Annotated in this window: 23 protein-coding genes; 12 read left to right on the top strand and 11 right to left on the bottom strand. The window is 51.3% G+C overall.

Annotation, left to right across the window (positions count from 1 at the left end):
• Positions 1-98 precede the first annotated feature (98 nt).
• Both L9P87_RS05945 and L9P87_RS05940 read right to left on the bottom strand, forming a co-directional pair.
• Positions 99-1,157, bottom strand: coding sequence for a saccharopine dehydrogenase family protein (locus L9P87_RS05945; protein WP_237443754.1), 1,059 nt, complete (start codon positions 1,155-1,157; stop codon positions 99-101).
• Positions 1,158-1,288: 131 nt separating this feature from the next.
• Positions 1,289-2,254, bottom strand: coding sequence for a LysR family transcriptional regulator (locus L9P87_RS05940; protein WP_290368483.1), 966 nt, complete (start codon positions 2,252-2,254; stop codon positions 1,289-1,291).
• A gap of 73 nt (positions 2,255-2,327) precedes the next feature.
• Here L9P87_RS05940 and L9P87_RS05925 point away from each other — a divergent pair, with 73 nt between their 5' ends.
• The 6 genes from L9P87_RS05925 (at position 2,328) to L9P87_RS05900 (ending at position 8,755) form a co-directional block, all read left to right on the top strand.
• On the top strand, positions 2,328-3,359 hold the full coding sequence (locus L9P87_RS05925; protein WP_237443753.1) for a zinc-binding alcohol dehydrogenase family protein: 1,032 nt from the start codon (positions 2,328-2,330) through the stop codon (positions 3,357-3,359).
• Between the two features lie 49 nt (positions 3,360-3,408).
• Entirely contained in the window at positions 3,409-3,699 is a 291-nt protein-coding gene (locus tag L9P87_RS05920; RefSeq protein ID WP_237443752.1) for a putative quinol monooxygenase, read from the top strand.
• Between the two features lie 267 nt (positions 3,700-3,966).
• Positions 3,967-5,007 (top strand): ribosome small subunit-dependent GTPase A, encoded by a 1,041-nt coding sequence (gene rsgA / locus L9P87_RS05915; RefSeq protein WP_237443751.1) that lies wholly within the window; start codon positions 3,967-3,969, stop codon positions 5,005-5,007.
• Positions 5,008-5,213: 206 nt separating this feature from the next.
• Entirely contained in the window at positions 5,214-6,278 is a 1,065-nt protein-coding gene (locus L9P87_RS05910; RefSeq protein ID WP_237443750.1) for a DUF1214 domain-containing protein, read from the top strand.
• Between the two features lie 233 nt (positions 6,279-6,511).
• Complete coding sequence (locus tag L9P87_RS05905) at positions 6,512-7,000, top strand: DUF4442 domain-containing protein (RefSeq protein ID WP_237443749.1); 489 nt, start codon at positions 6,512-6,514, stop codon at positions 6,998-7,000.
• A 270-nt stretch (positions 7,001-7,270) separates the two neighbouring features.
• Positions 7,271-8,755, top strand: coding sequence for a carotenoid oxygenase family protein (locus L9P87_RS05900; RefSeq protein ID WP_237443748.1), 1,485 nt, complete (start codon positions 7,271-7,273; stop codon positions 8,753-8,755).
• A gap of 40 nt (positions 8,756-8,795) precedes the next feature.
• On the opposite strand, the gene L9P87_RS05895 is transcribed toward L9P87_RS05900, so the two are convergent.
• Positions 8,796-9,323: a mechanosensitive ion channel domain-containing protein gene (locus L9P87_RS05895; protein WP_237443747.1), complete on the bottom strand. Its 528-nt coding sequence runs from the start codon at positions 9,321-9,323 to the stop codon at positions 8,796-8,798.
• Between the two features lie 234 nt (positions 9,324-9,557).
• Between L9P87_RS05895 and L9P87_RS05890 the strand changes: the two genes are divergently transcribed.
• Positions 9,558-11,030, top strand: coding sequence for a thiolase C-terminal domain-containing protein (locus L9P87_RS05890; RefSeq protein ID WP_237443746.1), 1,473 nt, complete (start codon positions 9,558-9,560; stop codon positions 11,028-11,030).
• Between the two features lie 63 nt (positions 11,031-11,093).
• Here the strand turns inward: L9P87_RS05890 and L9P87_RS05885 are convergent, their stop codons facing one another.
• The 3 genes from L9P87_RS05885 to L9P87_RS05875 form a co-directional block, all read right to left on the bottom strand.
• Positions 11,094-12,314, bottom strand: a complete 1,221-nt coding sequence (locus L9P87_RS05885) for a cytochrome P450 (RefSeq protein WP_237443745.1) — start codon at positions 12,312-12,314, stop codon at positions 11,094-11,096.
• A gap of 10 nt (positions 12,315-12,324) precedes the next feature.
• Positions 12,325-12,822 carry a 2,4'-dihydroxyacetophenone dioxygenase family protein gene (locus tag L9P87_RS05880; protein WP_237443744.1) on the bottom strand — a complete coding sequence of 166 codons (498 nt, stop codon included), beginning with the start codon at positions 12,820-12,822 and terminating at the stop codon, positions 12,325-12,327.
• A gap of 302 nt (positions 12,823-13,124) precedes the next feature.
• Complete coding sequence (locus L9P87_RS05875) at positions 13,125-13,295, bottom strand: hypothetical protein (RefSeq protein ID WP_237443743.1); 171 nt, start codon at positions 13,293-13,295, stop codon at positions 13,125-13,127.
• A gap of 290 nt (positions 13,296-13,585) precedes the next feature.
• Between L9P87_RS05875 and L9P87_RS05870 the strand changes: the two genes are divergently transcribed.
• Positions 13,586-14,980 (top strand): outer membrane protein transport protein, encoded by a 1,395-nt coding sequence (locus tag L9P87_RS05870; protein WP_237443742.1) that lies wholly within the window; start codon positions 13,586-13,588, stop codon positions 14,978-14,980.
• 235 nt (positions 14,981-15,215) lie between these two features.
• On the opposite strand, the gene L9P87_RS17855 is transcribed toward L9P87_RS05870, so the two are convergent.
• From L9P87_RS17855 to L9P87_RS17850, 3 genes are all read right to left on the bottom strand, one after another.
• Entirely contained in the window at positions 15,216-15,338 is a 123-nt protein-coding gene (locus tag L9P87_RS17855) for a hypothetical protein (RefSeq protein ID WP_290368482.1), read from the bottom strand.
• A 164-nt stretch (positions 15,339-15,502) separates the two neighbouring features.
• Complete coding sequence (locus tag L9P87_RS05865) at positions 15,503-15,943, bottom strand: hypothetical protein (RefSeq protein ID WP_237443741.1); 441 nt, start codon at positions 15,941-15,943, stop codon at positions 15,503-15,505.
• A 204-nt stretch (positions 15,944-16,147) separates the two neighbouring features.
• On the bottom strand, positions 16,148-16,282 hold the full coding sequence (locus L9P87_RS17850; RefSeq protein ID WP_290368481.1) for a hypothetical protein: 135 nt from the start codon (positions 16,280-16,282) through the stop codon (positions 16,148-16,150).
• A 496-nt stretch (positions 16,283-16,778) separates the two neighbouring features.
• Between L9P87_RS17850 and L9P87_RS05860 the strand changes: the two genes are divergently transcribed.
• On the top strand, positions 16,779-17,477 hold the full coding sequence (locus L9P87_RS05860; RefSeq protein ID WP_237443740.1) for a hypothetical protein: 699 nt from the start codon (positions 16,779-16,781) through the stop codon (positions 17,475-17,477).
• Between the two features lie 258 nt (positions 17,478-17,735).
• On the opposite strand, the gene gcvP is transcribed toward L9P87_RS05860, so the two are convergent.
• On the bottom strand, positions 17,736-20,639 hold the full coding sequence (gene gcvP / locus L9P87_RS05855) for an aminomethyl-transferring glycine dehydrogenase (RefSeq protein WP_237443739.1): 2,904 nt from the start codon (positions 20,637-20,639) through the stop codon (positions 17,736-17,738).
• 200 nt (positions 20,640-20,839) lie between these two features.
• On the opposite strand from gcvP, the gene L9P87_RS05850 reads away from it, so the two are divergent.
• A complete protein-coding gene (locus tag L9P87_RS05850) occupies positions 20,840-21,397 on the top strand; it encodes an NUDIX domain-containing protein (protein WP_237443738.1) in 558 nt (185 codons plus the stop codon).
• Between the two features lie 82 nt (positions 21,398-21,479).
• Here L9P87_RS05850 and L9P87_RS05845 read toward each other — a convergent pair whose 3' ends face one another.
• Positions 21,480-23,276 (bottom strand): acyl-CoA dehydrogenase C-terminal domain-containing protein, encoded by a 1,797-nt coding sequence (locus L9P87_RS05845; protein ID WP_237443737.1) that lies wholly within the window; start codon positions 23,274-23,276, stop codon positions 21,480-21,482.
• 211 nt (positions 23,277-23,487) lie between these two features.
• Between L9P87_RS05845 and L9P87_RS05840 the strand changes: the two genes are divergently transcribed.
• Both L9P87_RS05840 and L9P87_RS05835 read left to right on the top strand, forming a co-directional pair.
• Positions 23,488-24,168, top strand: a complete 681-nt coding sequence (locus L9P87_RS05840; protein ID WP_237443736.1) for a DNA-3-methyladenine glycosylase I — start codon at positions 23,488-23,490, stop codon at positions 24,166-24,168.
• Positions 24,169-24,357: 189 nt separating this feature from the next.
• Positions 24,358-24,663 carry a hypothetical protein gene (locus L9P87_RS05835; RefSeq protein WP_237443735.1) on the top strand — a complete coding sequence of 102 codons (306 nt, stop codon included), beginning with the start codon at positions 24,358-24,360 and terminating at the stop codon, positions 24,661-24,663.
• Positions 24,664-24,686 lie beyond the last annotated feature (23 nt).

Here is a 24,686-nt window from a genome sequence, read left to right as displayed (position 1 = left end):
TCAATAGTAAGTAACTTGCGTTACGATACTAATTTATTGCGGTCGCTGTCAAACCGAAGCTGTCATCGCCGGTGTTGAATAAGGTTGGGGTGGGTGCGCTAGCTGGGTGTGAGCAACGATTGATCGATGGTTAACACATAGTCGGCGCCAAAGGCCTGTGAGGGGGTTCGGCTGCCGCAGTCGACACCACCGTCGAGTAGGCGGTGTACGGCCTGATAGCAGGACATCACGGTAAAGCGGTAGCCCTCGGCCACATCGAGCCACAGTTCACGGCTGTCGCCACTGGCGTTTTTGACCTGCCCCCACAGCTGGATGCTGCCGCTTTCACGGCTTTGCTGATCCGGGCCTTGAACATTCTCGGTGATTTTATTTTTTAAAAAACGCTGAATTTTTTCATTGGCCAAAACAAACAGCAGCGGGCTGAGACAGCGCAGAGTAAAAGCCGAAAGCCAAGGCGTATGGGTTAGAACCAGAATATTGGCGATACCTGTCGAGCTGTAGGCAGTGGAAATGTCGCCCCAGGGAATACTCATACACCATCGCTGTTGGCGGTTGGTAAAGGTAATCAAGCGCTGGCGGCTGGCGGCGGCAACAGTAACAATCTCTCCATCACGACGAATCTTACCGCCGTCGGCTAACATCTCGACCATGGTTTTTAAGGTGCCGGGACTGGTGCCACCGGTACCGCTAAAGGCCAGTACTAAATGACTGGCATCTGGCAGCTGTTCTTTCAGCATAGCCGCCAGACAGTCGGTGGGGACGACGTCAAAGCCGCAGCCGGGTAACAGTGTAATACCGGCGGCTAATGCTTCATTGTGACGTTGGTTGATGCGTTCGAAGACGGGGATTTCACCGGTGATATCAATATAGTGAGTGTGGCTGGCAAGGCAGGCGTCAACCATGGCCTCGCTGGTGGCGGAGAACGGCCCAGCGCAGTGGACGACGCTGTGTATATCGCTGAGGGCGGCGATGCTGTCGGCGCTGTTATCGAGATCGAAAATACGGTAATCACAGCCCAGTTTGTCGGCAATGGCGGCAACCTTCTGCCGGTTGCGACCGGCCAACACCGGGCGGTCGCCGCGGGCAACGGCATAATCCGCTAAGAGGCCGCCGGTATAGCCGCTGGCGCCGTATATCATCCACTGTTTTGCTGTCATGTATGTTTCATAATTATTTTATTATACGATCGTATAGTTTATACGGTTTGGTGACGCTTGTCAGTGCCTCAGGTAAGGGGGGGCACTGCGTAATCAAAGCGTGTCACTACAGGTAATACGTTAGAAAGAGGCTAACGGATCTGTTCCTGCGACAAAATTCCCTCGCTGGCCAGTGCTTTTAGCAGCGCGGCACAGTGCTGTTGCAGGGTGTCGCGCAACAGTCTGACCGCCGGCGTAATCGATTGTCGACTGGGGCAGATCAGCCACAGCTCGCTCGCTTTGGGGCGATAGTCTGGCATCACATTGACCACTTTTTTGTTCAGTAGATCGGTCGACATATCGAGGCAGGATTTAATCGCCACACCCTGGCCATCGATGCACCACCGCCTGACCTGGTCGCCATCGTTGGAGGCCCTGTTGCCGCTCATTTTGATTTTTTGGCTGCGGCCGTCGTGGCTGAACTGCCAGACATCGTGGGTCATGTCATAGAGTTGATAAAACAGCCCGTTATGGCTGAGTAAATCCTGTGGCTGTGTCGGTGTGCCGCAGCGGCTTAAGTAGTCGGGGCTGGCACACAGGACACCGGGTACGGTGCAAATCTTAAAGCCATAAAGGCTGCTGTCCTTGGGGGAGCCGTAGCGCAGCGCGACATCGACCGCATCCCGGTAGAAGTCGATATGGCTGTCGCTGAGGTTGGTTCTCAGGCTGAGTTTGGGGTGGGTGGCCAGCAGTTCATCGAGCCAGGGGCTGATAATATTTCGGCCCAGGTCAGACGGCAGCGCCAAGCGTAGTTCGCCCTCGATGATATCGAGCTCCTGCTGCATGTTTTGTCGCGCCTGTGCCAAGGTCTCCAAGGCCAGCTGGCACTGGGGTAAATAGCGTTCACCGGCGGCAGACAGACGCAATCGACGAGTCGTACGAACAAATAACTCAGCCCCCAGCGACTTTTCAACCCGTTTCAAGGCGGCGCTGGCGGTGGCGACCCGCATGTCGAGCAGGGTGGCCGCTGCAGTAATGCTGCGGCATTCAGCGATTTTAACAATGACGTCGAGATCGGCTAGTAGCATATTATCAATTATAATTAGAGAATCTTTCAAATATTACCCTGTTTATAAATGACTATTCCAGTACTAATATTTACCTCATCAACGCCAACACAGGAACAGCGCCATGAAGGCCATAGCATTTACTAAAGCACTACCGATCAGCGACCCCGTCGCCCTTCGTGATATTGAACTCGACCAGCCGATAGCCAAGGGCAATGACTTACTGGTTAAGGTCAGTGCCGTGGCGGTGAATCCGGTGGATTATAAGATCCGTTTAAACGCGCCGTTAGAGCATGGTCAGCCCCGTGTATTGGGCTGGGATGCTGTCGGTGAGGTGGTGGCCTGTGGAGAATTGGCGACGCAGTTCAAGCCCGGCGACAAGGTGTTTTATGCCGGTGAATTAGATCGTCAGGGCAGCAATGCAGAATATCAACTGGTCGATCAACGCATCGTCGGCGCCAAGCCCAAGAGTTTGTCTGAGGCCGAGGCTGCGGCCTTACCGCTTACCGCTATCACCGCCTGGGAATTGTTGTTCGACCACCTGGCGATTGAGCAGCAGTCGCCGGAGGATGGCCGTCGCAGTGATGAGGTGATCTTAGTGGTCGGCGCCGCCGGCGGTGTCGGTTCAATACTGTTGCAATTGGCCCGGGTGATTACCGGCGCGACGATTATCGCCACCGCCTCACGACCCAGCTCGCAGCAGTGGGTGGAGCAGCTTGGTGCCCATCATGTTATCGATCACAGCCAGCCATTGCAGCCGCAAATTGAGGCGCTGGGTTTACAGGTGACCCATGTCGCCAGTCTCAATAGCACCGAGAGCTATTTCGACAGCTATATCGATTTGTTACCGCCGTTTGGCAAGATCGCACTGATCGATGACCCGGCCTCGCTGGATGCGATGAAGTTGAAACGCAAGAGCCTGTCGCTGCACTTTGAGTTCATGTATGCCCGCTCGATGTTTAATGCCGTCGATATCGACCAGCAGGGCAAGCTGCTGGACAGTATTGCCGACTTGATCGACAGCGGCTTTATCAAGACCACCATCGGTAAGAATCTCGGCACCATTAATGCTGAGAATCTGCGTGAAGCGCATCGATTACTCGAATCGGGTCAGTCGATCGGCAAGATCGTATTAACCGGTTTCGAACCGTCATAAACCCAGCACTTAATAAGCGACGTCATCGTTGAAAATAGAGGATAAACCCATGAGTCATTTAACCATTGTTGCCAACATTACCGCCAAGGCCGAACATGTTGAGCAGGTCAAAGCAGAGCTGATTAAATTAATCGCGATCACCCGCGCAGAGCCGGGCTGTGTTAATTATGATTTGCACCAGGATAATGACGACCCTCGGCATTTTGTGTTTTATGAAAACTGGGCGTCACGGCCGCTGTGGCAGACCCATATGGCCAACCAGCATCTGGCCGATTATATGCAGGCCACAGAGGGTATGGTCGATGTTTTCACGCTCAACGAAATGACCAACATCGGCTGATGATGGTGAGGGACTATTAGCGCCTGATTATACTCTCCCCTCGGTTTTCCCCCATAGCACTGTGGTGATGACGGTGTAAAATTATCACCACACTTTCTAACGGAGAATGTTGATGATTGTAATAAAGACTCTTCGGGCGACGATAGCCAACTAGGTTCGACTTAGTTTCTCGCCCGGTTTTTTCCGGGGCCGATAACAGCCCCCCTGCATATTTTTAAATAGACTATTTAAATTTTTGGCGTTTTTGTGTGCCTGGGGTTTTTTACAATGTACCAATCAAAATCTTTATCTGAGATGGGCTGGCGCCCGTTTTATCAACAGCAAATCAGCTTCGCAGAGTTGCAATCTACTCATATTGCCCGTGTCACTGAACACCACCGTTCCGGCTATCGCTTGTGGACCGAGCAGGGGCGGGTCGATTTAACCGCCCATGAGTCGCTGCCGGCGATGGCTGTCGGTGACTGGTTGTTACTCGATCAGCAACAGCGCCTTATTCGCTGCCTAGACCGACTCAGTCTGTTTAGTCGCAAGGCGGCCGGTAGCAAGGTCGAGCGACAGTTGATTGCGGCGAATATCGATACCGTCTTTATCGTCAGCTCGCTGAACCAAGACTTTAATCTCAGTCGCATCGAGCGTTACCTGTCGCTGGTCAATGCCGCCGAGGTCTCACCGGTGGTGGTGCTGACCAAGGCCGATACCTGCGATGAGCCCGAGCAGTTCCAGCGGCAGTTGCGACAACTGGACCCCGGCCTGATGGTAGAGACGGTCAACAGCCTCGATGCCGACAGTGTTGCGGTGTTATCACACTGGTGTAAACAGGGGCAGACCGTGGCCTTTTTGGGCTCGTCCGGCGTCGGTAAGTCGACGCTGATCAACACCCTGTCTGGCCATCACAACATGGAGACCGGCGCGATTCGTGAGGATGATAGCAAGGGTCGACACACCACCACCCACCGCGCCCTGCAATACCTGCTCGGCGGCGGTTTGTTAATCGATACACCGGGTATGCGCGAGCTACAACTGGCGGATTGCGGCGACGGTGTCGACGCCACCTTCGGCGATGTCAGTGAGCTTGCGCAGCGCTGTCGCTTTGTCGATTGCAGCCACGAGCAAGAGCCCGGTTGCGCCGTACAGCAGGCGATAACAAGCGGTGATTTGGCACCGCGTCGGTTACACCATTATCAAAAGTTGATGCGCGAGCAGGCGCTTAACGGAGCCAGCCTGGCCGAACGTCGCGCCGGTGATAAGGCGACGGCGAAATACCATCGTTCGGTACAGAGTCAAAATCGTCACCATAAGGGCAGATAATGTCCAGGCGGTGGCATTAGGGCGAGGTTGATTATTCAGCCTCGCTTTTTTTGTGGCTCAAATATATGGCTAACGGATAATAAAAGGGGGTTTACCTATGCGCCAAGTGGATAAGCTTTATAGTTTTAAATCACTGGTACGCATACGATTAAGCCGTATACTGGCTGCAATGAAGTGATTACCGAGTTGAATCAAGGAGAAGCATAATGCTATCGAACAGCGCAAAAGTTTTATTAGGCACTATTACCGCAATCGCCAGCGGTGGTTTATTGGCGGAGCCGGTGAGCACCTTAGGAAACTTTTTTATAGCGGATGGGCAAGCGGTTACCGCGGCGACTTACCCGACCGTTGAGACCTCGCATCAAATGTTGAAAAACCAAGATGCCGTCGGTGTTAATCACTTTCTTCACAAGCGGCAATTGACACCAACAGACCAGCAGCCGGTCGTACGAATGAATCGCGATACCTATTACTCGTTTGCTGTGGTTGATGTATCTAAAGGCGCTACGGTGACAATGCCAGAGGTGCCAACCGGTAAATATATCTCTGTGCAGCCGGTGACTGAAGATCACCGCATCCAGCCAATGTCCTATGGCGCCGGCACGTTTGAGCTAACCAGTCATAGCGGTAAGCATGTCTATTTAGTTATTCGCCTCGATGCCACTTTTACCGAGGCTGAGGCGGCGAAGTTGCAAGATCAGATGTCGATCAGCGCTAACAGTGACCAGCTGTTTCAGGCAGAGCCGGTTAATCAGCAGTCTTTTAAAACAGTGGAGGCTGATTTGAAGGCGCAGATGCCGGCTATTTTTAAGCGTGACGGTGTGAATGCTCTCAATGGCATGTTTACCGCGCCGGACGATGACTCTGCACAGTTTTTCAGTGAGGAGAAGTATCAAGTTGGAGCGGCGATTGGTTGGGGTGGGGCGCAGATGGTCGATAATATATACGAGGTCTCCGGCAACTATCCAGCGAACAGCTGTCATCAAGCGTCATTTAAAGACCCTAAAAACAAGGCGTTTTGGTCGATTACTGTTTACAACAAATCCGGCTTCATGTTTAACGATGCCGCTAATGTTAGCTCAAATACCGCGGTGAAAAATGCCGATGGCAGTTATACGGTTAGCTTTGGTTGCGGTGAAAAAGCACCGAATAATATTGTCACAGAGAATGATTCGGGTGTCTTTAACTTAGGCATTCGTCATTATCAGCCGAGTGATCTGGTCCGAGTCGACGGCTTCCGTATTCTACCAACGGTACAAGTCGTGAAGTAACTTGCAGTGGCTTGGCTCAGCAAACAAAAAAGGTTCAATGGCTATGCTATTGAGCCTTTTTTTATCGGCAAATTTTAGTGTCAATGCTCGACAGTACCGGCTGTGGCGATGCGATTGTTATCCACTGTCGTCGATAAACGCCCATGTTGTCATGTATTACATCGATGCTTTATACTGGCGTTTACCCGGTGTGACGGCTGCGATGTCTGCCAGCTATTTTTGGATGTAGAGTTATGAAAAATAAAATTATTGGCTGGTTAAATCAGCCGCGTTTTCTTCGCCATATGATGAACTGGTATGGACCCTATCGTGGCGCCGGGGTGAAGATTCGTCACCTGGCCGATGATTTTTCCAGTGCCACCGTGCAGATGCCGCTGCGCTGGTATAACAAGAACTATGTCGGTGTTCATTTTGGTGGCAGCCTCTATTCGATGGTCGACCCCTTCCACATGCTGTTGGTGATGAACCAATTAGGCAGCGAGTATATAGTTTGGGATAAGGCGGCGACGATTAAGTTTATCAGCCCTGGTCGCGGCACCGTAACCGCGCACTTTGAAGTCACTGAGGCGCAGTTACAGGACATCCGTGAGCATACTCAGAGCAACGAGAAGTATCTGCCGGAGTTTGAGGTTGAGGTATTGGCCGAGGATGGCACCCTGGTGGCCAAGGCGTACAAGACGCTTTATATTCGTAAGAAACCGATGAAAAACGCTGTCCAGTAATATGAATAATAACCTCTACATTCGGTAATATAACCGCGATATAGTACGGGCTGACTCTATCTTGTTGATGAAAAGCAGCAGCTTAGAAATGTATGAGGCCGATAGATATCGGTGAAACCAATTTGCACACATAAAAAACATTCCCTACTGTTTTTTATGTGTGCAATACATGGTATAAAAGTTGATATATTCCGCACTTGGTAGCGCTGCACATTCTGCATAATAAAAAGCTGGCAGCCTATTTAACCATCATCGCTATAGGGTTACCCCATGAATGCTCCTGAATCTATCGATCAAAATACTCAATTACCGACAAAGAAAGGTAACTTCGAGAACCAAGAAACTGAGTATGAATATTGGGTTGAGGATATCGAAGGTACAATACCGGCTGATTTTACCGGTACGTTTTTTCGTAATGGCCCAGGGCGTCTAACACTCAATGGCGCCGGCGTGCGTAATTGGTTCGACTGTGATGGCATGGTGGCAAGAACAACGTTTATCGACGGTAAGGCACATTTTGCCAATAAGTTTGTTCGCACCACCAAATTTATCGATGAGACGGCGGCCAACAAGTATATCTACCGTGGCTTTGGCGGTGCACCTGAAGGCAATTTCTTTAAACGTTTTTCGCCACCGGCAAACCCGGCCAATACGTCTCTGATATTACACGGTGGCAAGTTTCTGGCGATGAATGAGGGCGCTCGCCCCTATGCGTTAGACCCTTCAACACTCGATACCGAAGAGGGTGAGTTCACCTATGATAATGCGCTGGGCAAGCAAAACATGTTCAGCGCCCACGGTAAGATAAACCCAAAAACAGGCTGTTTTTATAATTTCGGTATGTCTTTTGAAGCAAGCCTGAAAGGGCTTAAACCCGGCTTTGATTTTTATAAGATATCCCCTGGTGGTCAACTCGTGGCGAGAGCGAAATTCGCCCTCGACTTTATGCCCTTGTTACATGATTTTGCCCTGACGGAAAACTACGCCATTTTTATCCAGTCTTCTGTCGCCATGCCTGACAATATGTTGGGTCTTATCTTGAAGAATGGATCCATGTCCGATGCCATGATGTTTGATACTAATAAAACCAGCAAAATTATTATTATCAATATTCATACCCTGCAACTCGTCGATAAAATAGAAATTGATCCGATTGCCGCATTGCACTTTGGTAACGCCTATGAGAAAAATGGTGAAATTCACTTCGATATGATGGAAACCAAGCCCGGCGCGTATCCGACGCCTACCGTGCCCAAGGCGCCTTTTAATATTTTTGACCCCGAGGTCAAGGCGCAGGAAGGTGCCGGTTTATATACGCGTTTCGTCATTAACCTGCGTAAAGCATCGGTCACCAAGGAGAGAATTGACGATGCCATCGAGGGGGAGTTCCCGCAGTGGGACTGGCGTTTAGGCACGGCAGAAAATCGCTATGCGATATCCGCCGCCTACCCCGATACCAGTTCGGGTACGTATTTCTCAGCGGTGCAAAAAATCGACCGATTAACCGGCAAGGTAGACATTCACGACTTTGGAGATTACCGGTTTAACGGTGAGCCCTTAATGGTGGCCAAACCGGATGCAAAATCAGAAGACGAATTTTACGTTATGGTTTACGTCTATAACGGCAACACCAATAAAACCGAAATTGTATTGCTGGATAGTGAAAACTTTGGCGACGAAATCGCGGTGATAAAATTAAGTCATCATCTACCACAGGGCTTTCATGGCCTGTACTCACCGAAAATCTTCCTCTAAATCACGATGTGATTTAACGCTCCCCAGTTTAGCAATTCGCTCACTGGGGAGTATCGTCTGCGGCCACTGTCTTGGTGTCTGTTGCTGCGACTATTGCCGGGTTTTTGATCACACCTTTTTGTAAAATCACGGTATTGGGGTAGGTGATTAGTTCGTTGCCGCGTTTGATCAACACATGGAACAGAGTGATTTCCTCGATCACGCCAGAGATGTCATCGTCCTTGTCGATAACCTTGATGTTGTCGCCGACCCGATAGGGAAAGCCGAAGAAAATAATCAAACTCGCCGTTATATTGCTCAAAATAGACCACTGGGCAAACAGTGCCACACCGATGACGGCAAATACGGATGACAGGAATATCGACACCTGTGAATATTCCAAACCAGAAATATTGCCGCCAATCAGGAGGAAAAAGAGGATCAGACAAATATTGATTGTCTTGGTGATATATTTGATGCGGTAGAGGCTGACCCCCTTGTTTTTGCCATATTTTTCGATGGCAGAATCACTCATTTTTACCGTGGCAATAAAGGCCACAATGAGACCAATAAACAATAGTATTTTCATTAGCCGGTTATCTCCTGTTGTGTGGTTAACAAATTACCGCAACTCTACTGTATTGGCTATGGCAAAGCAGCATCGAATTAGGTTGTTAGCGCTACAACCCAAGATGTCTCCAGTCGGTGTGTTAGAAATGAGATATTTGATTAACATTTTAGTCATCAATATCAACAGCCGGCGATAAGACTCGGGTTGTCAGTCGCGTTATAATCGCTATATAACCCATAATAAGAGAACACTATGGCCAATTCTATTGCTGACAACAACCCTATTATCGTCAGTGCCGCGGCGATTAAGCAAAAAATCGACGACCCCAGGCTGGCCAAGAATGCCAGTCAGCTGATGGCGGATTGCTGTCGTGCGGCGGCGGCCAAGCTTGATTGCCCCGCGTTGCTTACGGAGTGTGATGAAATCTCTGTGCCCCAGGGCCTGTGGGCGTATCAAAACCCAGCCGGGCTGATTAAAGAGGCGATTGGCAGCAGCCGGGCCAGTACTGTTTTTGCCAAGATTGGCGTGTTGCAGCAGGGCCTGTTTAATCGCGCCAGTCAGCGCATTCAAAATGGTGAAATCGACATCGCCATTGTTGCCGGCGGTGAGGCCAAGTACCGCAATCTGCAGGCGACGATTCAGGGTGTTGAGATAGGCGATAGTGAGTCGTTAGAGGTCGCCGACACGGTCATCGAGCCGGATCAGGAGTTGTGGCTGGAGGCTGAATCAAATGCTGGTCTGGGCATGCCGGTCGGCTACTATGCGCTATTAGATTCTGCCTGGCGTCATCGTCAGGGTGTCGATGTCGATCAGCACCGCGATAATGTGGCGCAGCTTTACCAGCAGATGAGTGAAACAGCTCAGGGTAACGCACAGGCGTGGAGCCAAAACATCGTCGAGGCGGAGTTTATTCGTAATCCGTCGGCGAAGAACCCAATGCTGGCATTCCCCTATACCAAACTGCATAACAGCAGCTGGAATGTCGATCAGGCATCGGCGTTGATTTTCTGCTCGATTAAAAAAGCGCGGGCCTTGGGCATTGCCGAAGAACATTGGATTTACCCGGCCTGTTCCACCGAGAGTAATCTGATGCAGGCGGTCAGTCAGCGGGCAGATTTATCCCGTTGCTACGGCGCCTTTCATGCAGGTAACAAGGCACTGGCCTTGGCTAATATCAGTGTCGACGAGGTCGATTTAGTCGAACTGTACAGTTGTTTCCCCATTGCGGTATTAAGTTTTGCCGAAGAGCTTAATATGCTGCATCGCCGCGATCTTACTGTCACCGGTGGGATGCCGTTTGCCGGTGGGCCGCTGAATAACTTTGTGCTGCAGTCAACGGTGAGAATGTTAGAGGTAATGCAACAGCAGAATAAAAATTTCGGCATGGTCAGCAATGTATCCGGCTTGAATACCAAACAGGCCTTTAGCGTCTTCAGTAAGACACCGCGGGCCTTTGTGATGGCCGATGTCACCGCGGATGTGGTGGCCGATTCACCGTTGAAAGAGATGGCCAATGGTTACAGCGGTGAGGCGGTTGTTCAGGCCTTTACCGTGTTGTACAACAAACAGGGGGCGGAGCGTTTGCTGGTCATAGCCGAGAACGCTAAGCACCAGCGTTGCCTGGCGCATAGTCAGGATGCGACACTGATGGAATACGCTTTACACCATGACTTAGTTGGCTTAACGGTGTCGATAGACAGCGGTGTTTTTATCTTAGATATTTAATTTCGGCGAAAAAAAAGCCCGTGCTCAGCGCGGGCTTTTTTGGTTTTGGTCATGCTGAATGAGTTAGCGAGGAATCAATCTTACCGGCATCTCTTTGAAGCCGTTGACCAGGTTGGAGCGAATACGCTTGGCCTCGCCGGTGAGTTCGATACCCTTGAAGTGGGTGAAGAACTCCTCGAAGAAAATTCGCGTTTCCATCCGCGCCAGGTTGGCACCGAGACAGAGGTGGATACCGTGGCCGAAAGCCATGTGCGGGTTGCTGTCGCGGCCGATATCGAATTGCTCGGGCCGATCGAATACCTGCTCATCAAAATTAGCCGAGCTATACAACATGACCACCTTGTCGCCCTTGGCGATTTGCTGGCCGCCGATCTCGCAGTTGGTGGTGGCAGTGCGACGAAAGTGATGCAGCGGGCAACTCCAGCGCAGCATCTCCTCGATGGCCGGCTTCAGCTTCGATGGGTCGGCTTCCAGTTGTTGATACAGCTCAGGGTGTTTGATCAGCTGGTACATGCCAGTGCTGATCAGCGCCCGAGTGGTCTCGTTGCCGGCTACTGCCAGTTGTACAAAGAGGCCGGCAAATTCGGCCTCGTCGATTTTGCGGCCGTCGACTTCGACGTTGATCAACAGTGAGATCAAATCTTCACCGGGTTGATCCTTACGCTGGCAGGCCAGTTCAAAGCCGTAGGTGCCCATCTCGATCGAGGCCTGGGTGACCTGCTCCGGTGTGCCACCGATATCGGGGTCGCTGGCCGAGGTTTGCATATCAGACCACTCGCGCATCTGATGCCACATGTTCTCTGGCACATCCAGCATCGAGCCGATGACGGCGGTAGGCAGTTCGCCAGCGACGTCGTAGACGAAGTTACAGTCTTTCTTGTTATGCGCTGCCTGTAAAATACCGCGGGTAATCTCTCGTACCTTGGGCTCGAGTTCGGCCAGCATTTTTGAGGTGAAGCGGGATATCACGGCGCGACGAATCGGCCCATGATTTGGCGGGTCCATCCCCAGCAACTGCCCCTGTACCATGGGCAGAACCTCCTCGGGCAAGTCATCAATGAGGACAAAGCCCTCCTGCGCCGAGAAAGTCTGGTGATCACGCGACACCGCCATCACATCGGCGTGGCGACTGACCACCCAAAAACCGCCGCCATCGGGGTGGTCATGCCAGTGTACTGGCGATTGCTGGCGCAGGGTTTGAAACTGCGCGTGTGGTACGCCATCAATATAGTTATCAGGGTTATAAATATCGATCTGTTCGACGTCTAATTCGGTCGTTGTCATCGTTTACTCCCTAAGCCAGCAGTTTGCTTGCATCGACCGGTGTGCCCTGTTCCTCGGCCAGGCGCAGATACTCGGCGAGTTGAGTCTGGCCATCGGAGATGCCCCAGATAGTTCCGTCGTCGGTAAAGTGAGTGAGGCTGCCATCGATGGTGAAGAACACGATGGTTGGCTCGCCAGCATCGTCGGCCACTTTTAGGGTGTGGGCACTGTTGGCTGGTTCGCGAATCACCGAACCGGCAACGGCGGTAAAGTTGCTCTCTAAATAGCCCCACTTACCCTGCAGTGTTAGGGCGGTAACGGCGCCGCTATGGCGGTGCTTGGGTAGCTGGGTGCCAGGGGGGAAGCGGTTCATAATAATCCAGCCGCCGGTCTCGTTACAGACCCGAAGAATCTTGAATTCGATGCCCCAGCCCTGATCGACCCAGGGGAAGTCGTGGTGATTGAGGTGGCTCGATTCCAGTGGGGTTTCCGGTAGGGTGGTAATGTCGACGGGTTCTGGCAAATCCATAATAATTCCTTGCTGATGATCAGGCTTTGTTATTGTTGGTCTAAATGCGGAGCAAATAAGCGCCTGTGGCCATACTTGTCGATCAGTCTTTCACGGCAGTAGTCGACGCGCAATGGTCAAAACTGCCAGCAAAAGTGTCATTTTTGAAGGACGAGAAGAGAGCCCTGCTGCGGCGGTTGTTTGTTGTTCGCGCAGCGAGCCGATAAGAATTATTGAGCCAAAAGACTGACTGTAAAGGCTCGATGTCCGTGATAAAAGTCACGAGCTCAGTTTGTCGCCAGAGGCAGGCATGTCAGCTGCGTTTATACTGCCAGAGCGTACTTGTAGGGTTTGCCATCTTTGGGGGCGCGAGGGTTTTCTGTCGGACAGTTCAGGTTTGTGCAGCGTTGATGCTGATTGATATCACAGCCCAGGCCGGCCATATTACTTTTCTTGGCAATGCCACCACACGTGTTGCATGTTGTTTTAATCACTTTTTACATCCTTGATTTTATATTTTTTATTGCAAGAATAACTATATAAACACGGTACTATCAGGCTATTCAAGTGAATAGCCAATAATCACAATAAATGCATTTTAAGATGGTTGTACAGTGATGAGCCCGTGACTATTGCTTGCGATGAATTGCGTAAAAGGCAGATAGGCCGAGTCAATTAAACGCTGATTGATTGACCATGGCGGCTTAAAAAGAGAGCGGCTTTGCTGTTGTCAGCGACATATTACCATCCGTCCACAGTGTCAGAGTTTTCGTTTAGATCAAAGATGCTCGTATTAGTGTTTTATACCCTTGCCGCGAATATCAGCATCACCGAACCATTGCTTAACCGCAGCGCCCAGCATGATCAACCCTTCAAGGATATTATGAATAACTCCCGTCTTTTTCACACATCACTACTCGCCGCCACTGTGAGCTCGGCAGCTCTTATTTCTGTGCAGGCAAACGCCGCGGGTTTTCAGTTAAACGCGCAATCGGCAACAGGCCTAGGCCGTGCCTTCGCCGGTGATGCGGTTATCGCCGATAACGCCTCGTCGATGTCGCGCAATGCCGCCTCGCTGTCGCTGTTTGATCGCACCGAGATTACCCTGGGTACCAACATTATCAACTCAGAAATCGACGTCAAAGATGTTGAGTATTATTCACCTCTCTCAGGTGGTCCAGTACCTATTGCCGACGCGCAAAATACCGGGACGTCTGTGGTGCCGAATATTTTTATAGCGCACCCAATTAATGATCAGTTTTCCATTGGTTTTGGCGCTTACTCCAACTACGGCACCAGCAACGAATTTGATGACAAGTGGGGTGCGGGAACCTCGCAGCTGCCACTACCGGGTGCAGATGCCTTCGGCGGTACCACCAACGTCACTTCGATGAACATGTTAGTGGCAGGCTCATACCGTATTAATGACCAGTGGACCCTGGGTGCCGGCATCGACTTTATTTACGGCGAGGGTGAATTAAAGCGCCAATCTGAAATGAATAATTGGATAGGTGATGGAACCACAACGGTAAACCTATTGGATGTGGATGCATCGGCTTGGGGTGTTGGTTTTAACCTGGGTGCTGTTTATGAAATAGACGAAAACAACCGTCTGGGTTTGAGCTATCATCACAGCCCCGAAATTGAAGCCAGCGGTACGGTATCGTATATGGGTAATGGAAGTGTTGGCGATCTGATCATGCCGCTGCCTTCAAGGGCTGAGTTTTCGGGCTATCACCGCATTGAGGATACAAAGTTTGCTGTTCACTACAGCGTCCAATACATCAGTTGGAGCGACTTTGATGCATTGGTCACCACCGACGGCACCAATGTCAAAGATTACCAGTGGAAAGACACCTTCCACTATTCTATCGGTGCTACTTACTACATCAATAAGCACTGGGAAGCCCGTGTCGGCTACATGTACGATGAGGGCGTTCAAAATGACCTGACCTCGGTATCGGTGCCAGACTCAGACCGTCAGTGGTTCTCTGCCGGTGCCAGCTATCACTTTAACCAAGACCAAAGCCTCGATTTTGGTATTACCTACCTGGTGGGTAAAGAGGTGAGCGTTGAAGATGAAATCAACGGTGGTGTATCCAACGGTGGCCTAACATTAAACGCCACCACAGAGGCAAGCGCCGTGTTGTTTGGTGGCCAGTACACTCACCGATTCTAATGTAAATCGGAATCATGAGTGAACGCAAAAGGGCTGGTTATCCAGCCCTTTTTTTATGTCTACTTGCCACATATATACCCCCCGACACTGTCTCAGAGAACGCTATGAATACCTCCCGGTAGGTTCAGCGTCCCTATGACGATGTCTCTGAGCCGATATCGGTGGTCATCGAGTAAGTCTTATCTGTTAGCAAAAGGAAAGTCCTGACCCCGATGGCACTTCTGGCAAAACCTCGCTACTTGGACAGCTCACCACAAAATTCACCCATACGAAGTTCGGCCTCACGTGACTGGCCGTCGCGCTCGAGAAACCGGCGCATACTATCCTGTGCCTCGGGAGTACGCAGCGTGCGGGACATCAGGTAGGTTTCCTCCAGACAACCCTCTGCAGGCGAAGATAGTTTTTACTCTGACCCTAAATGTCTTTAAATGTATTCTTTTTTATGACCCTAAATATTCATATTGGCAGCTCGCCAGCTGATATGTTCTGTTAGCAAAAGGAAAGACCTGACCCAGATTCTTCTTATTGTTTTTCAAACAGCGTCGCCCCTGCCCAAGAAACAACAGCACAAGAAGCCAATATTGAAAATGAATACAATAAAACTTCATAGTCTTTAGATGTTTTTAACACTGCTACATTAGGATCTGTTCTCGAAAAAAATACGGATACAGTTTCATCTTTCTTATATGCTACATCTGATGGATAAACTCTCGCCCGTGTATGAGCATTGCTGAAAACATTAGAGCAATATTGTGTGTTGTTATATTCAAAGCAGTAGGTATATTTATATAAATCTAAGCCGCGTGGTGATTTGTCTACATTGACGTCAACTATTTCAGCCTTAGATTCAACACTATATTCATAAGAAAATTGATTGTATATGGATGTAACGCGCTGATTCATTATTTGTTGGTAAGCAATAAAAATAAGAAATACTACAAGTGCTAGCGAGTATGACTTCATTAATTAAATGCCTCAATAATATTTTTTGCGAAGATCCCTTTAGTGATTAGGATGAATTCAAACATGATCTTATTCTGCGCCTCTAACGATGACTGAGAAATACCTAGGTTAATATTATTATCGTGGGTAACTGCTATGTTATTGATAAGGTATCACTATTTTTCCATTGCTCCCAGCGATTATGAAGGGTTCTCTCCTAAATCGCTATGGTTTGAAGGTGTGTGGGGAGGTGCGTTGTTCGCTGCCAATACCACCGCTGAGGACGCCGTGAATACCTCCCTGTAGGCTCAGCGTCAGCCTCCGTGCTGACGATGTCTCTGAGCCGATATCGGTGGCCATTGAGTTGATTTTGTCTCAAGGCCTGGTACTGAAAGCTTCTCTTCATGGTGTATAGAGCTTTAGTCCGAAGAAGCCTTGATAGTTTTTACTCTGACCCTAAATATCTATATGGTCTCAAGGCCTGGTACTGAAAGCTTCTCTTCATGGTGTATAGAGCTTTAGTCTCAAGAAGCCTTGATAGTTTTTACTCTGACCCTATATATCTGTGTACCGATAGTGTTATAGCTTAGAGTATCTGTTAGAGTAATGCTGTTCTTTGTCTCGTTGATTAGAAAGAAATCATATATGGGGCTGTTAATTATATTGATTTGGATTTAGATTTTTTATTATTGTCGATTCGGTATTATTTTTTTATATTGCCGTTGGATTTATAAATTTCTATTGCTAATCCATGGTTTTTATAAATTAAGGTGCAGAGAAATAATTTTTGGGTAATTATTATTTTGTCTTATATTAAAATTTAATAATATTTTTTTGTTTAAAAATGAAGGGAATAATGAAAAAACAAAGTTTTATAATAATGGCAGTTCTTGGTGTTTCTGGGTGTAGCACAGGAGCTGTTGAATTGCCTCTGCCATATAATGAGGAGTTATCCTCTATTAAGGTAGAGCAGTTGAAGCCAGTGGATTATCCAGGATATTTTTCCGGTGAAGGTAATATTTATAGTTGCTATTACGGTGTCCATTATATCAAACCAGAGGAGTTTAGACCTAGTTCTGTTGCTGTTCTCGATCAATACCTTTCTGATAATTATCCGGGGATTGGTGATCATAGCGTTGAGGTTCTTAGGTTCGACATTTATTACAACTATAGCGAGGTCATGAAAACTATAGTGCCTAAAAATGTTGCTACTCATACAGCTGCTTCTGGTGTGGTTCATACAAGTATCAAGTTTGAAAAAGGCATGATAATTGGTTGTGAAGGTACTTCAACAGGCGAGTTTAATAGGTCGGAAGTTGAAGCGGGAAGTCCTGCTGTTGTTAAACATTTGGATTTGGTGATAGATGGTGAGAATTTTTCATTCAGGCATGTGTATCCAATTAGGCCTGAAGATGACGAAAATTATACAGTCAAACATTCATATCCAGCTGGCCCAGACGATGAGGTAGAAATAAAATCTTGGCTAGAAAAATCTTTCCCAAGTTTTTTGTCTGCCCTAGGGGATAAGATTGATGAGAGTGGTTATCTAGAATAATTAAATGTAAATCAGATATTTGGGGTCAGAGTAAAAACTAACTCTGCCCCCGCGGCACGGCTTTACAGCAGCTGCCAATGCCGCCACAGAGCCATCGTCAGCATGGACGCTGACGCTGAGCCTACAGGGATGTATTGACGGCGTGCTCGGTGGCGGTGTTGGCCGCTGCGGCGATAGTATGACCATATCCACCACCCACAAAAAAAGGCGAGTCCCTAAAGACTCGCCTTTCTCTTACCCATCAACTAACAATAATGGTTAGTCCATATAACTCTCAATCGGTGGGCAGCTGCACACCAGGTTGCGGTCGCCGAAGACGTTGTCGATACGGTTGACCGGAGGCCAGTACTTGCTGTGGCGGATGGCTTCGATCGGGAATGAAGCTTGCTCGCGGGTATAACAGTGGTTCCACTCTAGCTCGACGATGTCGACCAGTGAGTGGGGGGCGTTAACCAGTGGGTTATCTTCCAGCGTATAGGTCTCGTTTTCGACCAGGCGGATCTCTTCGCGGATCTGAATCATGGCGTCGCAGAACAGATCGATCTCACGCTTGGATTCGGATTCTGTCGGCTCGATCATCAGCGTACCCGGTACCGGGAACGACATGGTGGGCGAGTGGAAGCCGAAGTCCATTAAGCGCTTGGCGACGTCTTCTTCACTGATGCCGGTGGCTTCTTTCAGCGGCCGAAGATCGATGATGCACTCGTGGGCGACGCGGTTGTTACGGCCGGTGTATAACACCGAGAAGTGCTCCTGCAAGCGACCCATCATGTAGTTGGCGTTCAGTATCGCAACTTGCGTGGCGCGGCGCAGGCCGTCGGAACCCATCATGGCGATGTAGGCGTAGGAGATCGGCAGTACCGAGGCGCTACCGTAGGCGGCCGATGAAATCACATCGTTGCCGGCATCCAAACCATCGACCGGGTTGATCGGGTTGGTGGGTAGGAAAGGCTGTAAGTGCTGACCAACACCGATCGGGCCAACACCGGGGCCACCGCCACCGTGGGGGATGGCAAAGGTCTTGTGCAGGTTAAGATGCGATACATCGGCACCGAACTTACCCGGTGCGGCGATGCCGACCATGGCGTTCATGTTAGCGCCATCGAGATAGACCTGGCCGCCGTGATCGTGAATGATCTCGCAGATATCGGTAATACTCTCCTCGAACACACCATGGGTCGACGGGTAGGTGATCATGATGCAGGCGAGGTTGTCGGCGTGCTCTGCCGCCTTGGCGCGCAGATCATCCATATCGACGTTGCCGAGCTCATCACAGGCGACAATCACCGACTTCATGCTGGCCATCGAGGCTGAGGCGGGGTTGGTGCCGTGGGCCGAGCGTGGGATCAACACGATGTTGCGGTTAAAATCACCGCGTGACTGATGGTAACGCTTGATGGCGACGAGGCCGGCGTATTCACCCTGAGAGCCGGCGTTTGGCTGGAGCGAGATGGCATCGTAACCGGTGCAGGCGACTAACATTTGCTCGAGGTTGGTGGTCATCTCGAGATAACCCTGGCTCTGCTCTTTCGGTGCCATGGGGTGCATATTTGAGAAACCGTCAAACGTCACCGGGATCATCTCGGCGGTGGCGTTCAGTTTCATGGTGCAAGAACCGAGGGCGATCATCGAGCGGTTCAGCGCCACGTCTTTGTCTTCCAAACGCTTGAGGTAACGCAGCATTTCGGTTTCAGAGTGGTAGCTGTTGAATACTGGGTGGGTCAGTACGGCGTCGCTGCGCAACAGTTCATCGGTGAGGCTGGTGAGCTGCGGGTTGTCGAGGCTGGCGGCGTTGAAGTCGACCTTGTCATCGGCGAAAACGGCTAAGAGGTCGTCGATATCTTCCAGCGTGGTGGTCTCATCGAGGGCGATGGTGACGGTGTGGTCGTCAAGCTTACGCAGGTTGATCTCGGCTTCCAAGGCGCGGGCGATAACGTCGTCGGTATCGGCACCGGTGTCGATGGCAACGGTGTCGAAGTAGGCGGCGTTGGTCTGCTGGAAACCCAGCTTAGTGAGGCCGGTATCGAGCAGGCAGGCCAAACGATGAATGCGGCTGGCGATGGTCTTCAGACGCTCGGGGCCGTGGTAGATGGCGTAGGAGACGGCCATAATCGCCAGCAGTGCCTGGGCGGTACAGATGTTGGAGTTGGCCTTCTCGCGGCGGATGTGTTGCTCGCGGGTCTGCATTGCCATACGCAGGGCTTGCCTGCCGTGGCTGTCGACGGAAACGCCGATAATGCGGCCGGGGATGGAGCGCTTGAATTTATCGCGGGTGGCGAAGAAGGCGGCGTGGGGGCCACCGAAGCCCATTGGCACACCGAAGCGCTGGCTGTTGCCAACGACCACATCGGCGCCCATCTCGGCGGGGGATTGCAGTAACATCAGGCTCATTAAGTCGGCGGCGACCACGACCAAGCTGTTAGCGGCGTGGGCGGCGTCGATGTCGTTGGTTAAATCTTTTACCTCACCGTTGGAACCGGGGTAGCTCAATAGCTGGCCAAAGTAGTCGGCCTCGTTGCCGGCGGCACTGTCGCCAACCACAACCTCGATGTCGAGGTGCTCGGCGCGGGTCTTGACCACGGCGATGGTCTGCGGGTGACAGTTGCTCTGAATAAAAAAGACGTTGGACTTGTTCTTCTTTACCATCCGCTTACACAGTGCCATGGCTTCGGCGGCGGCGCTGCCCTCATCCAATAGCGAGGCGTTGGCCAATTCCATGCCGGTCAGATCGAGTACCATCTGCTGGAAGTTCAGCAGTGCCTCTAAGCGGCCCTGGGCGATCTCTGGCTGGTAGGGGGTGTAGGCGGTGTACCAGCCGGGGTTTTGGAAGATGTTGCGCAGAATCACGTTGGGGGTCAGGGTGTTGTGATAACCCAGGCCCAACCACGACTTGTATACTAGATTCGATTCGGCGAGGTCGGCCAGTTCTTCGATCACCTCGTGTTCGGGACGGGCGGTGTCGAGGTCCATGGCATCGGTCTTGAGGATGTTAGCAGGAACGGTCTGCTCCATTAAGTCCTCGAGTGACGTGGCGCCTACGGCGGCCAGCATATCATCGATCTGCTGTTGATCGGGGCCGATATGGCGGCCGACGAAATCGTCACGGCTTTCTAAGCTGTGCAGAGAAAGTTGCTGTAGGTTGTTGGATGCTGTTTTGCTCATTGAACGACCACCGCTGAAGTGTATGAGTTGGAAAAAAGGACGCTATTAAATCACAATTTTACGACAAGTTGATCAATAATTGACAGTGCTTGATATCAGCTAAAAAGCTGATCATTTAGTCAATCTATCAATAACCTAGCGCATCGACGGATTTTGTCGATAATCGCGGTGACAACGACAGTACAGCAGGTGACATCAGAATGGAAAAATTTGGCCCATGGCAGCGGATTAGTCGCGATAAAGTTTATGATAATCAGTGGATTACCATCTATCATGACGAGGTGGTAACCCCCGGTGGCAGTGAGGGGGTTTACGGTATTGTCAGTTTTAAGAATATTGCCATCGGCATTATTCCCCTCGATGATAATGGCCATAGCTGGTTGGTCAGCCAGTACCGTTACGCGCTGGGGCGGCGTGAATACGAGATCCCCATGGGTGGCAGCCCCGAGGGTGAGGACTTTTTGCTCGCCGGTCAGCGAGAATTGCGCGAAGAGTGTGGTATCAGGGCAGAAAAATGGACGCCACTGCTGCAGCTCAATACCACTAATTCAGTTTCCGATGAGCTGGGTCAAGTTTTCGTCGCCGAGCAGCTGAGTTTTGGCCAGCAACAGCTGGAGGACAGCGAGGCGGATTTGCAGTTACATAAGCTGCCGTTTAAGACGATTTATCAGTGGGTGCTGGACGGAAAAATCATGGATTCTATCAGCGTTGCGGCGGTGTTGAAGCTCGGCGCTCTCCGGCCGGCGTTGCTGGTTTAAGCGATCGCGGCTCAAATTTCAGCGATAAAAAAACCGCAGCGCCTAATCAGCATTGCGGTTTTTTTGTGGCGAATAAGAAGACCTAGAAGGCAAATTCGTCGGCGTTCAGCTGCATCACGGTATCGGCACCGGCCTGGGCGCCAATGGCGTGGGCCTGGGCGCGGGGTAGCAAGCGCTTGAAGTAGAACTCGGCGGTGGCAAGCTTGGCCTTGTAGAAACCGTCGTCGTTACCCTCGGCAATTTTCTGCTGAGCCACGTCGGCCATCTGTGCCCAAAGATAGGCAAAGGTGACATAGCCGGAGAACATCAGAAAGTCGACCGAGGCAGAGCCCACTTCTTCGGCATCTTCCATCGCCTTGCCGCCAACATGCATGGTGATCTCGCCCCATTGCTTGTTGAGGCCAGACAGCACCTCGGTAAACGGCACCATGTTCTCGCTATCGACGTGGCCGGCACAGAACTTGTGAATCTTCTTGGTGAAGACGCGCAGTAGCTCGCCGCCAGAACCCATCACTTTGCGACCGATCAGGTCGAGGGCTTGAATACCGGTGGTACCTTCGTAGACGGTTGAGATACGGGTGTCGCGCACAATCTGCTCCATGCCGTGCTCTTGAATATAACCGTGGCCGCCGAATACCTGCATACCGAGGTTGGTGACTTCGACACCGGTCTCGGTACAGAAGCCCTTGGCGACGGGGGTCAGCAGGCCGAGGATATCTTCGGCTTCCTTCACCTTGGCCTCATCGCTGCCAAACTTGGTGACATCGACCAGCTGTGCCAACCAGTAGCACAGTGCGCGGCTGCCTTCGGTAAAGGCTTTCTGAGTCATCAGCATGCGACGCACATCGGGGTGAACAATAATCGGGTCGGCTGGGCCGTCGGGGTTTTTGGTGCCGGTCAGCGAGCGCATCTGTAGGCGTTCGTTGGCGTAGGTAAGGGCGCCCTGGAAGGCGGCCTCAGCACCGGCCAAACCCTGTACAGCGGTGCCGATACGGGCGGTGTTCATCAGCTTGAACATCACGTCGAGGCCGCGGTTTTCTTCACCGAGTAGGAAGGCCTGGGCACCGTCGTAGTTCATCACGCAGGTGGCGTTACCCTTGAGGCCCATCTTCTTCTCGATGTTGCCGGCGGTGATGTGGTTGAACTCACCGAGGCTGCCGTCGTCGTTGACGTTAAACTTGGGGGCAATAAACAGCGAGATACCCTTGTTGCCCTCGGGTGCGCCTTCGACACGGGCCAGAATAGCGTGCACGATGTTGTCGGTAATGTCCTGCTCGCCACCGGAGATGAAGATCTTGGTGCCGGTCAAGGTGTAGCTGCCGTCGCTGTTCTTAACAGCCTTGGTGCGGAGCATGCCAACATCGGAACCACAGTGGGCCTCGGTCAGACACATCGCTCCGGCCCATTCGCCGGTCAGTAGCTTGGGCAGAAAGCGCTGTTTTTGCTCCTCGGTGCCGCCGTTAACCAGGCACGAGATAGGGGCGCCGGCAAGACCAGAGTACATGCTCCAGGCCCAGCTGGCAGAGCCAATCATCTCGGTCAGGGTCAGGCCAACAGAGCCGGGTAGGCCAAGGCCGCCGTCGCTCTCGGGCACGCTTAAACCCTGCCAACCGTTGGCGGCATACTGGTGAAAGGCTTCTTTATAGCCGGTCGGTGTAGTGACCTTGCCGTCGTCAAACTGACAGCCTTCCTCATCGCCGACTTGGTTGAGCGGGGCAACCACTTCTTCGGCAAACTTGGCGCCACTGTCGAGTATGGCGTCCATCAATTCGACGTTCATATCGCCGGCGTTTTCAAGGCCGGCAAAGTGTTCTTCGCTGTTAAGCAGCTCTTTAAGAACGAAGTCGATGTCACGTTTTGGCGCGCGATAAGCTGGCATGTGGCACTCCTGTTTATTATCTAAGGAAAACTAAATTGATTGAATCTGCCCTCAGTATACTGCCGCCGCGCGGGTAAATAGATGGCAAAAGTGATCTATCGTGCTGTCAAAAACACTCAATGTCGATTGTCACAGAGATGTGGTGGCATGACTTGCCTAACAGGGGGGTGAGCGGTGACAATGGTGTTTTGACGGTTTTATCGGATTATTTATGCAGCATTTTTCCTCCATCATCCAGCAGGCCAGTTATCACCACGGCGGCGAACAAAACCTCGCCCTCGTCACTGAGGCAATGGGCTATCCCGTGCGCAGCCTCGATGAGATCGCCGCCCTCGACGATAATTATCTGTTTGCCGAGTTGTGCCGACGGATTTTTCGCACCGGTATTCGCCACGCCGTGGTCGATGCCAAGTGGCCCAACTTCGAGAAAGCCTTTTTTAACTTCTCGCCGATGCGCTGTGCCATGATGAGTGACGATGAGCTGGAGGCGAGAATGCAGGATGCCGGTATTATTCGCCACCTGGCCAAGATTCGCGCGGTGCGCGAGAACGCCAATATGGTGGTGTGGCTGGCCCGTGAGCATGAGAGCTTTGCTCGCTTTATCGCCGAGTGGCCGGCGGAGGATATCATCGGCCTGTGGGCATTCTTAAAAAAGCACGGCAACCGCATGGGGGGCAACTCCGGCGCCCGCTTTCTGCGCATGGTCGGCCGCGATACCTTTGTGCTGACCGAGGATGTGTTACAGGCGCTGCGTAACGCCGGGGTGATCGACAAGCATGCAACCTCTAAGCGGGATCAGGCCAAGGTGCAGGCGGCGTTTAATCACTGGGCCGAGGAGTCGGGTTTAGGCTTTGCCACCATGAGCCGCATCCTGGCGCTGAGTATTGGTTAGGGGTATCTGCCGCCGCCAATAAAATAATCGACTGTAAAATTTTTCGAGTCACCACCGGGTACGCTGAAACATCTGTTAGGGTGAATTCAGCGTGGCTGTTTTGAGTGATGACTGTGCCGTATCAAACCAGCCACTAATAACAATAATAAGAGTCGGTTGCCCGCCGACTTATTCGCTGAGGCTGATACCATGGAAAAAACACCCAAGATCCCGCTGTGGGTTTTTTTGGCGTTTAATGCCATCGAATCCCGCAAGGGTGCGCTGATCTTAATTACCTGCTGTGCGTTGTTTGCCGTGCTGTGTATTCCGCTGGTGAACGTGCCGCTGTCGCAGGCGGTAGGCATTCCTGCCGATTACCAATTGCAAGACGACTGGAGTTGGTTTTTGATGATGTTGCCGATGACAGCGTGGTATGTGGCAGCGCTGTGGTGGAGTGATAAAAACGACGCCTGGTCTGTCGATGATCAGAGTGAGGCTGTCGCGGCCGAAAGCTGAGGCGACCATGATTAATTTTAAAG

The sequence above is a fragment of the Sinobacterium norvegicum genome (genome assembly GCF_923077115.1).
GTDB lineage: Bacteria > Pseudomonadota > Gammaproteobacteria > Pseudomonadales > Sinobacteriaceae > Sinobacterium > Sinobacterium norvegicum.
The sequence above is the reverse complement of the archived record's forward strand: the minus strand, read 5'-3'. Positions and strand labels throughout refer to the sequence as shown.

Bases quoted from the DNA above. Each gene is read 5' to 3' on its own strand.
- L9P87_RS05945 (WP_237443754.1), bottom strand. From the start codon at position 1,157: ATGACAGCAAAACAGTGGATGATATACGGCGCCAGCGGCTATACCGGC.
- L9P87_RS05925 (WP_237443753.1), top strand. From the start codon at position 2,328: ATGAAGGCCATAGCATTTACTAAAGCACTACCGATCAGCGACCCCGTC.
- L9P87_RS05920 (WP_237443752.1), top strand. From the start codon at position 3,409: ATGAGTCATTTAACCATTGTTGCCAACATTACCGCCAAGGCCGAACAT.
- rsgA (WP_237443751.1), top strand. From the start codon at position 3,967: ATGTACCAATCAAAATCTTTATCTGAGATGGGCTGGCGCCCGTTTTAT.
- L9P87_RS05910 (WP_237443750.1), top strand. From the start codon at position 5,214: ATGCTATCGAACAGCGCAAAAGTTTTATTAGGCACTATTACCGCAATC.
- L9P87_RS05905 (WP_237443749.1), top strand. From the start codon at position 6,512: ATGAAAAATAAAATTATTGGCTGGTTAAATCAGCCGCGTTTTCTTCGC.
- L9P87_RS05900 (WP_237443748.1), top strand. From the start codon at position 7,271: ATGAATGCTCCTGAATCTATCGATCAAAATACTCAATTACCGACAAAG.
- L9P87_RS05895 (WP_237443747.1), bottom strand. From the start codon at position 9,323: ATGAAAATACTATTGTTTATTGGTCTCATTGTGGCCTTTATTGCCACG.
- L9P87_RS05890 (WP_237443746.1), top strand. From the start codon at position 9,558: ATGGCCAATTCTATTGCTGACAACAACCCTATTATCGTCAGTGCCGCG.
- L9P87_RS05885 (WP_237443745.1), bottom strand. From the start codon at position 12,314: ATGACAACGACCGAATTAGACGTCGAACAGATCGATATTTATAACCCT.
- L9P87_RS05880 (WP_237443744.1), bottom strand. From the start codon at position 12,822: ATGGATTTGCCAGAACCCGTCGACATTACCACCCTACCGGAAACCCCA.
- L9P87_RS05870 (WP_237443742.1), top strand. From the start codon at position 13,586: ATGCTCGTATTAGTGTTTTATACCCTTGCCGCGAATATCAGCATCACC.
- L9P87_RS17855 (WP_290368482.1), bottom strand. From the start codon at position 15,338: ATGTCCCGCACGCTGCGTACTCCCGAGGCACAGGATAGTATGCGCCGG.
- L9P87_RS05865 (WP_237443741.1), bottom strand. From the start codon at position 15,943: ATGAAGTCATACTCGCTAGCACTTGTAGTATTTCTTATTTTTATTGCT.
- L9P87_RS17850 (WP_290368481.1), bottom strand. From the start codon at position 16,282: ATGGCCACCGATATCGGCTCAGAGACATCGTCAGCACGGAGGCTGACG.
- L9P87_RS05860 (WP_237443740.1), top strand. From the start codon at position 16,779: ATGAAAAAACAAAGTTTTATAATAATGGCAGTTCTTGGTGTTTCTGGG.
- gcvP (WP_237443739.1), bottom strand. From the start codon at position 20,639: ATGAGCAAAACAGCATCCAACAACCTACAGCAACTTTCTCTGCACAGC.
- L9P87_RS05850 (WP_237443738.1), top strand. From the start codon at position 20,840: ATGGAAAAATTTGGCCCATGGCAGCGGATTAGTCGCGATAAAGTTTAT.
- L9P87_RS05845 (WP_237443737.1), bottom strand. From the start codon at position 23,276: ATGCCAGCTTATCGCGCGCCAAAACGTGACATCGACTTCGTTCTTAAA.
- L9P87_RS05840 (WP_237443736.1), top strand. From the start codon at position 23,488: ATGCAGCATTTTTCCTCCATCATCCAGCAGGCCAGTTATCACCACGGC.
- L9P87_RS05835 (WP_237443735.1), top strand. From the start codon at position 24,358: ATGGAAAAAACACCCAAGATCCCGCTGTGGGTTTTTTTGGCGTTTAAT.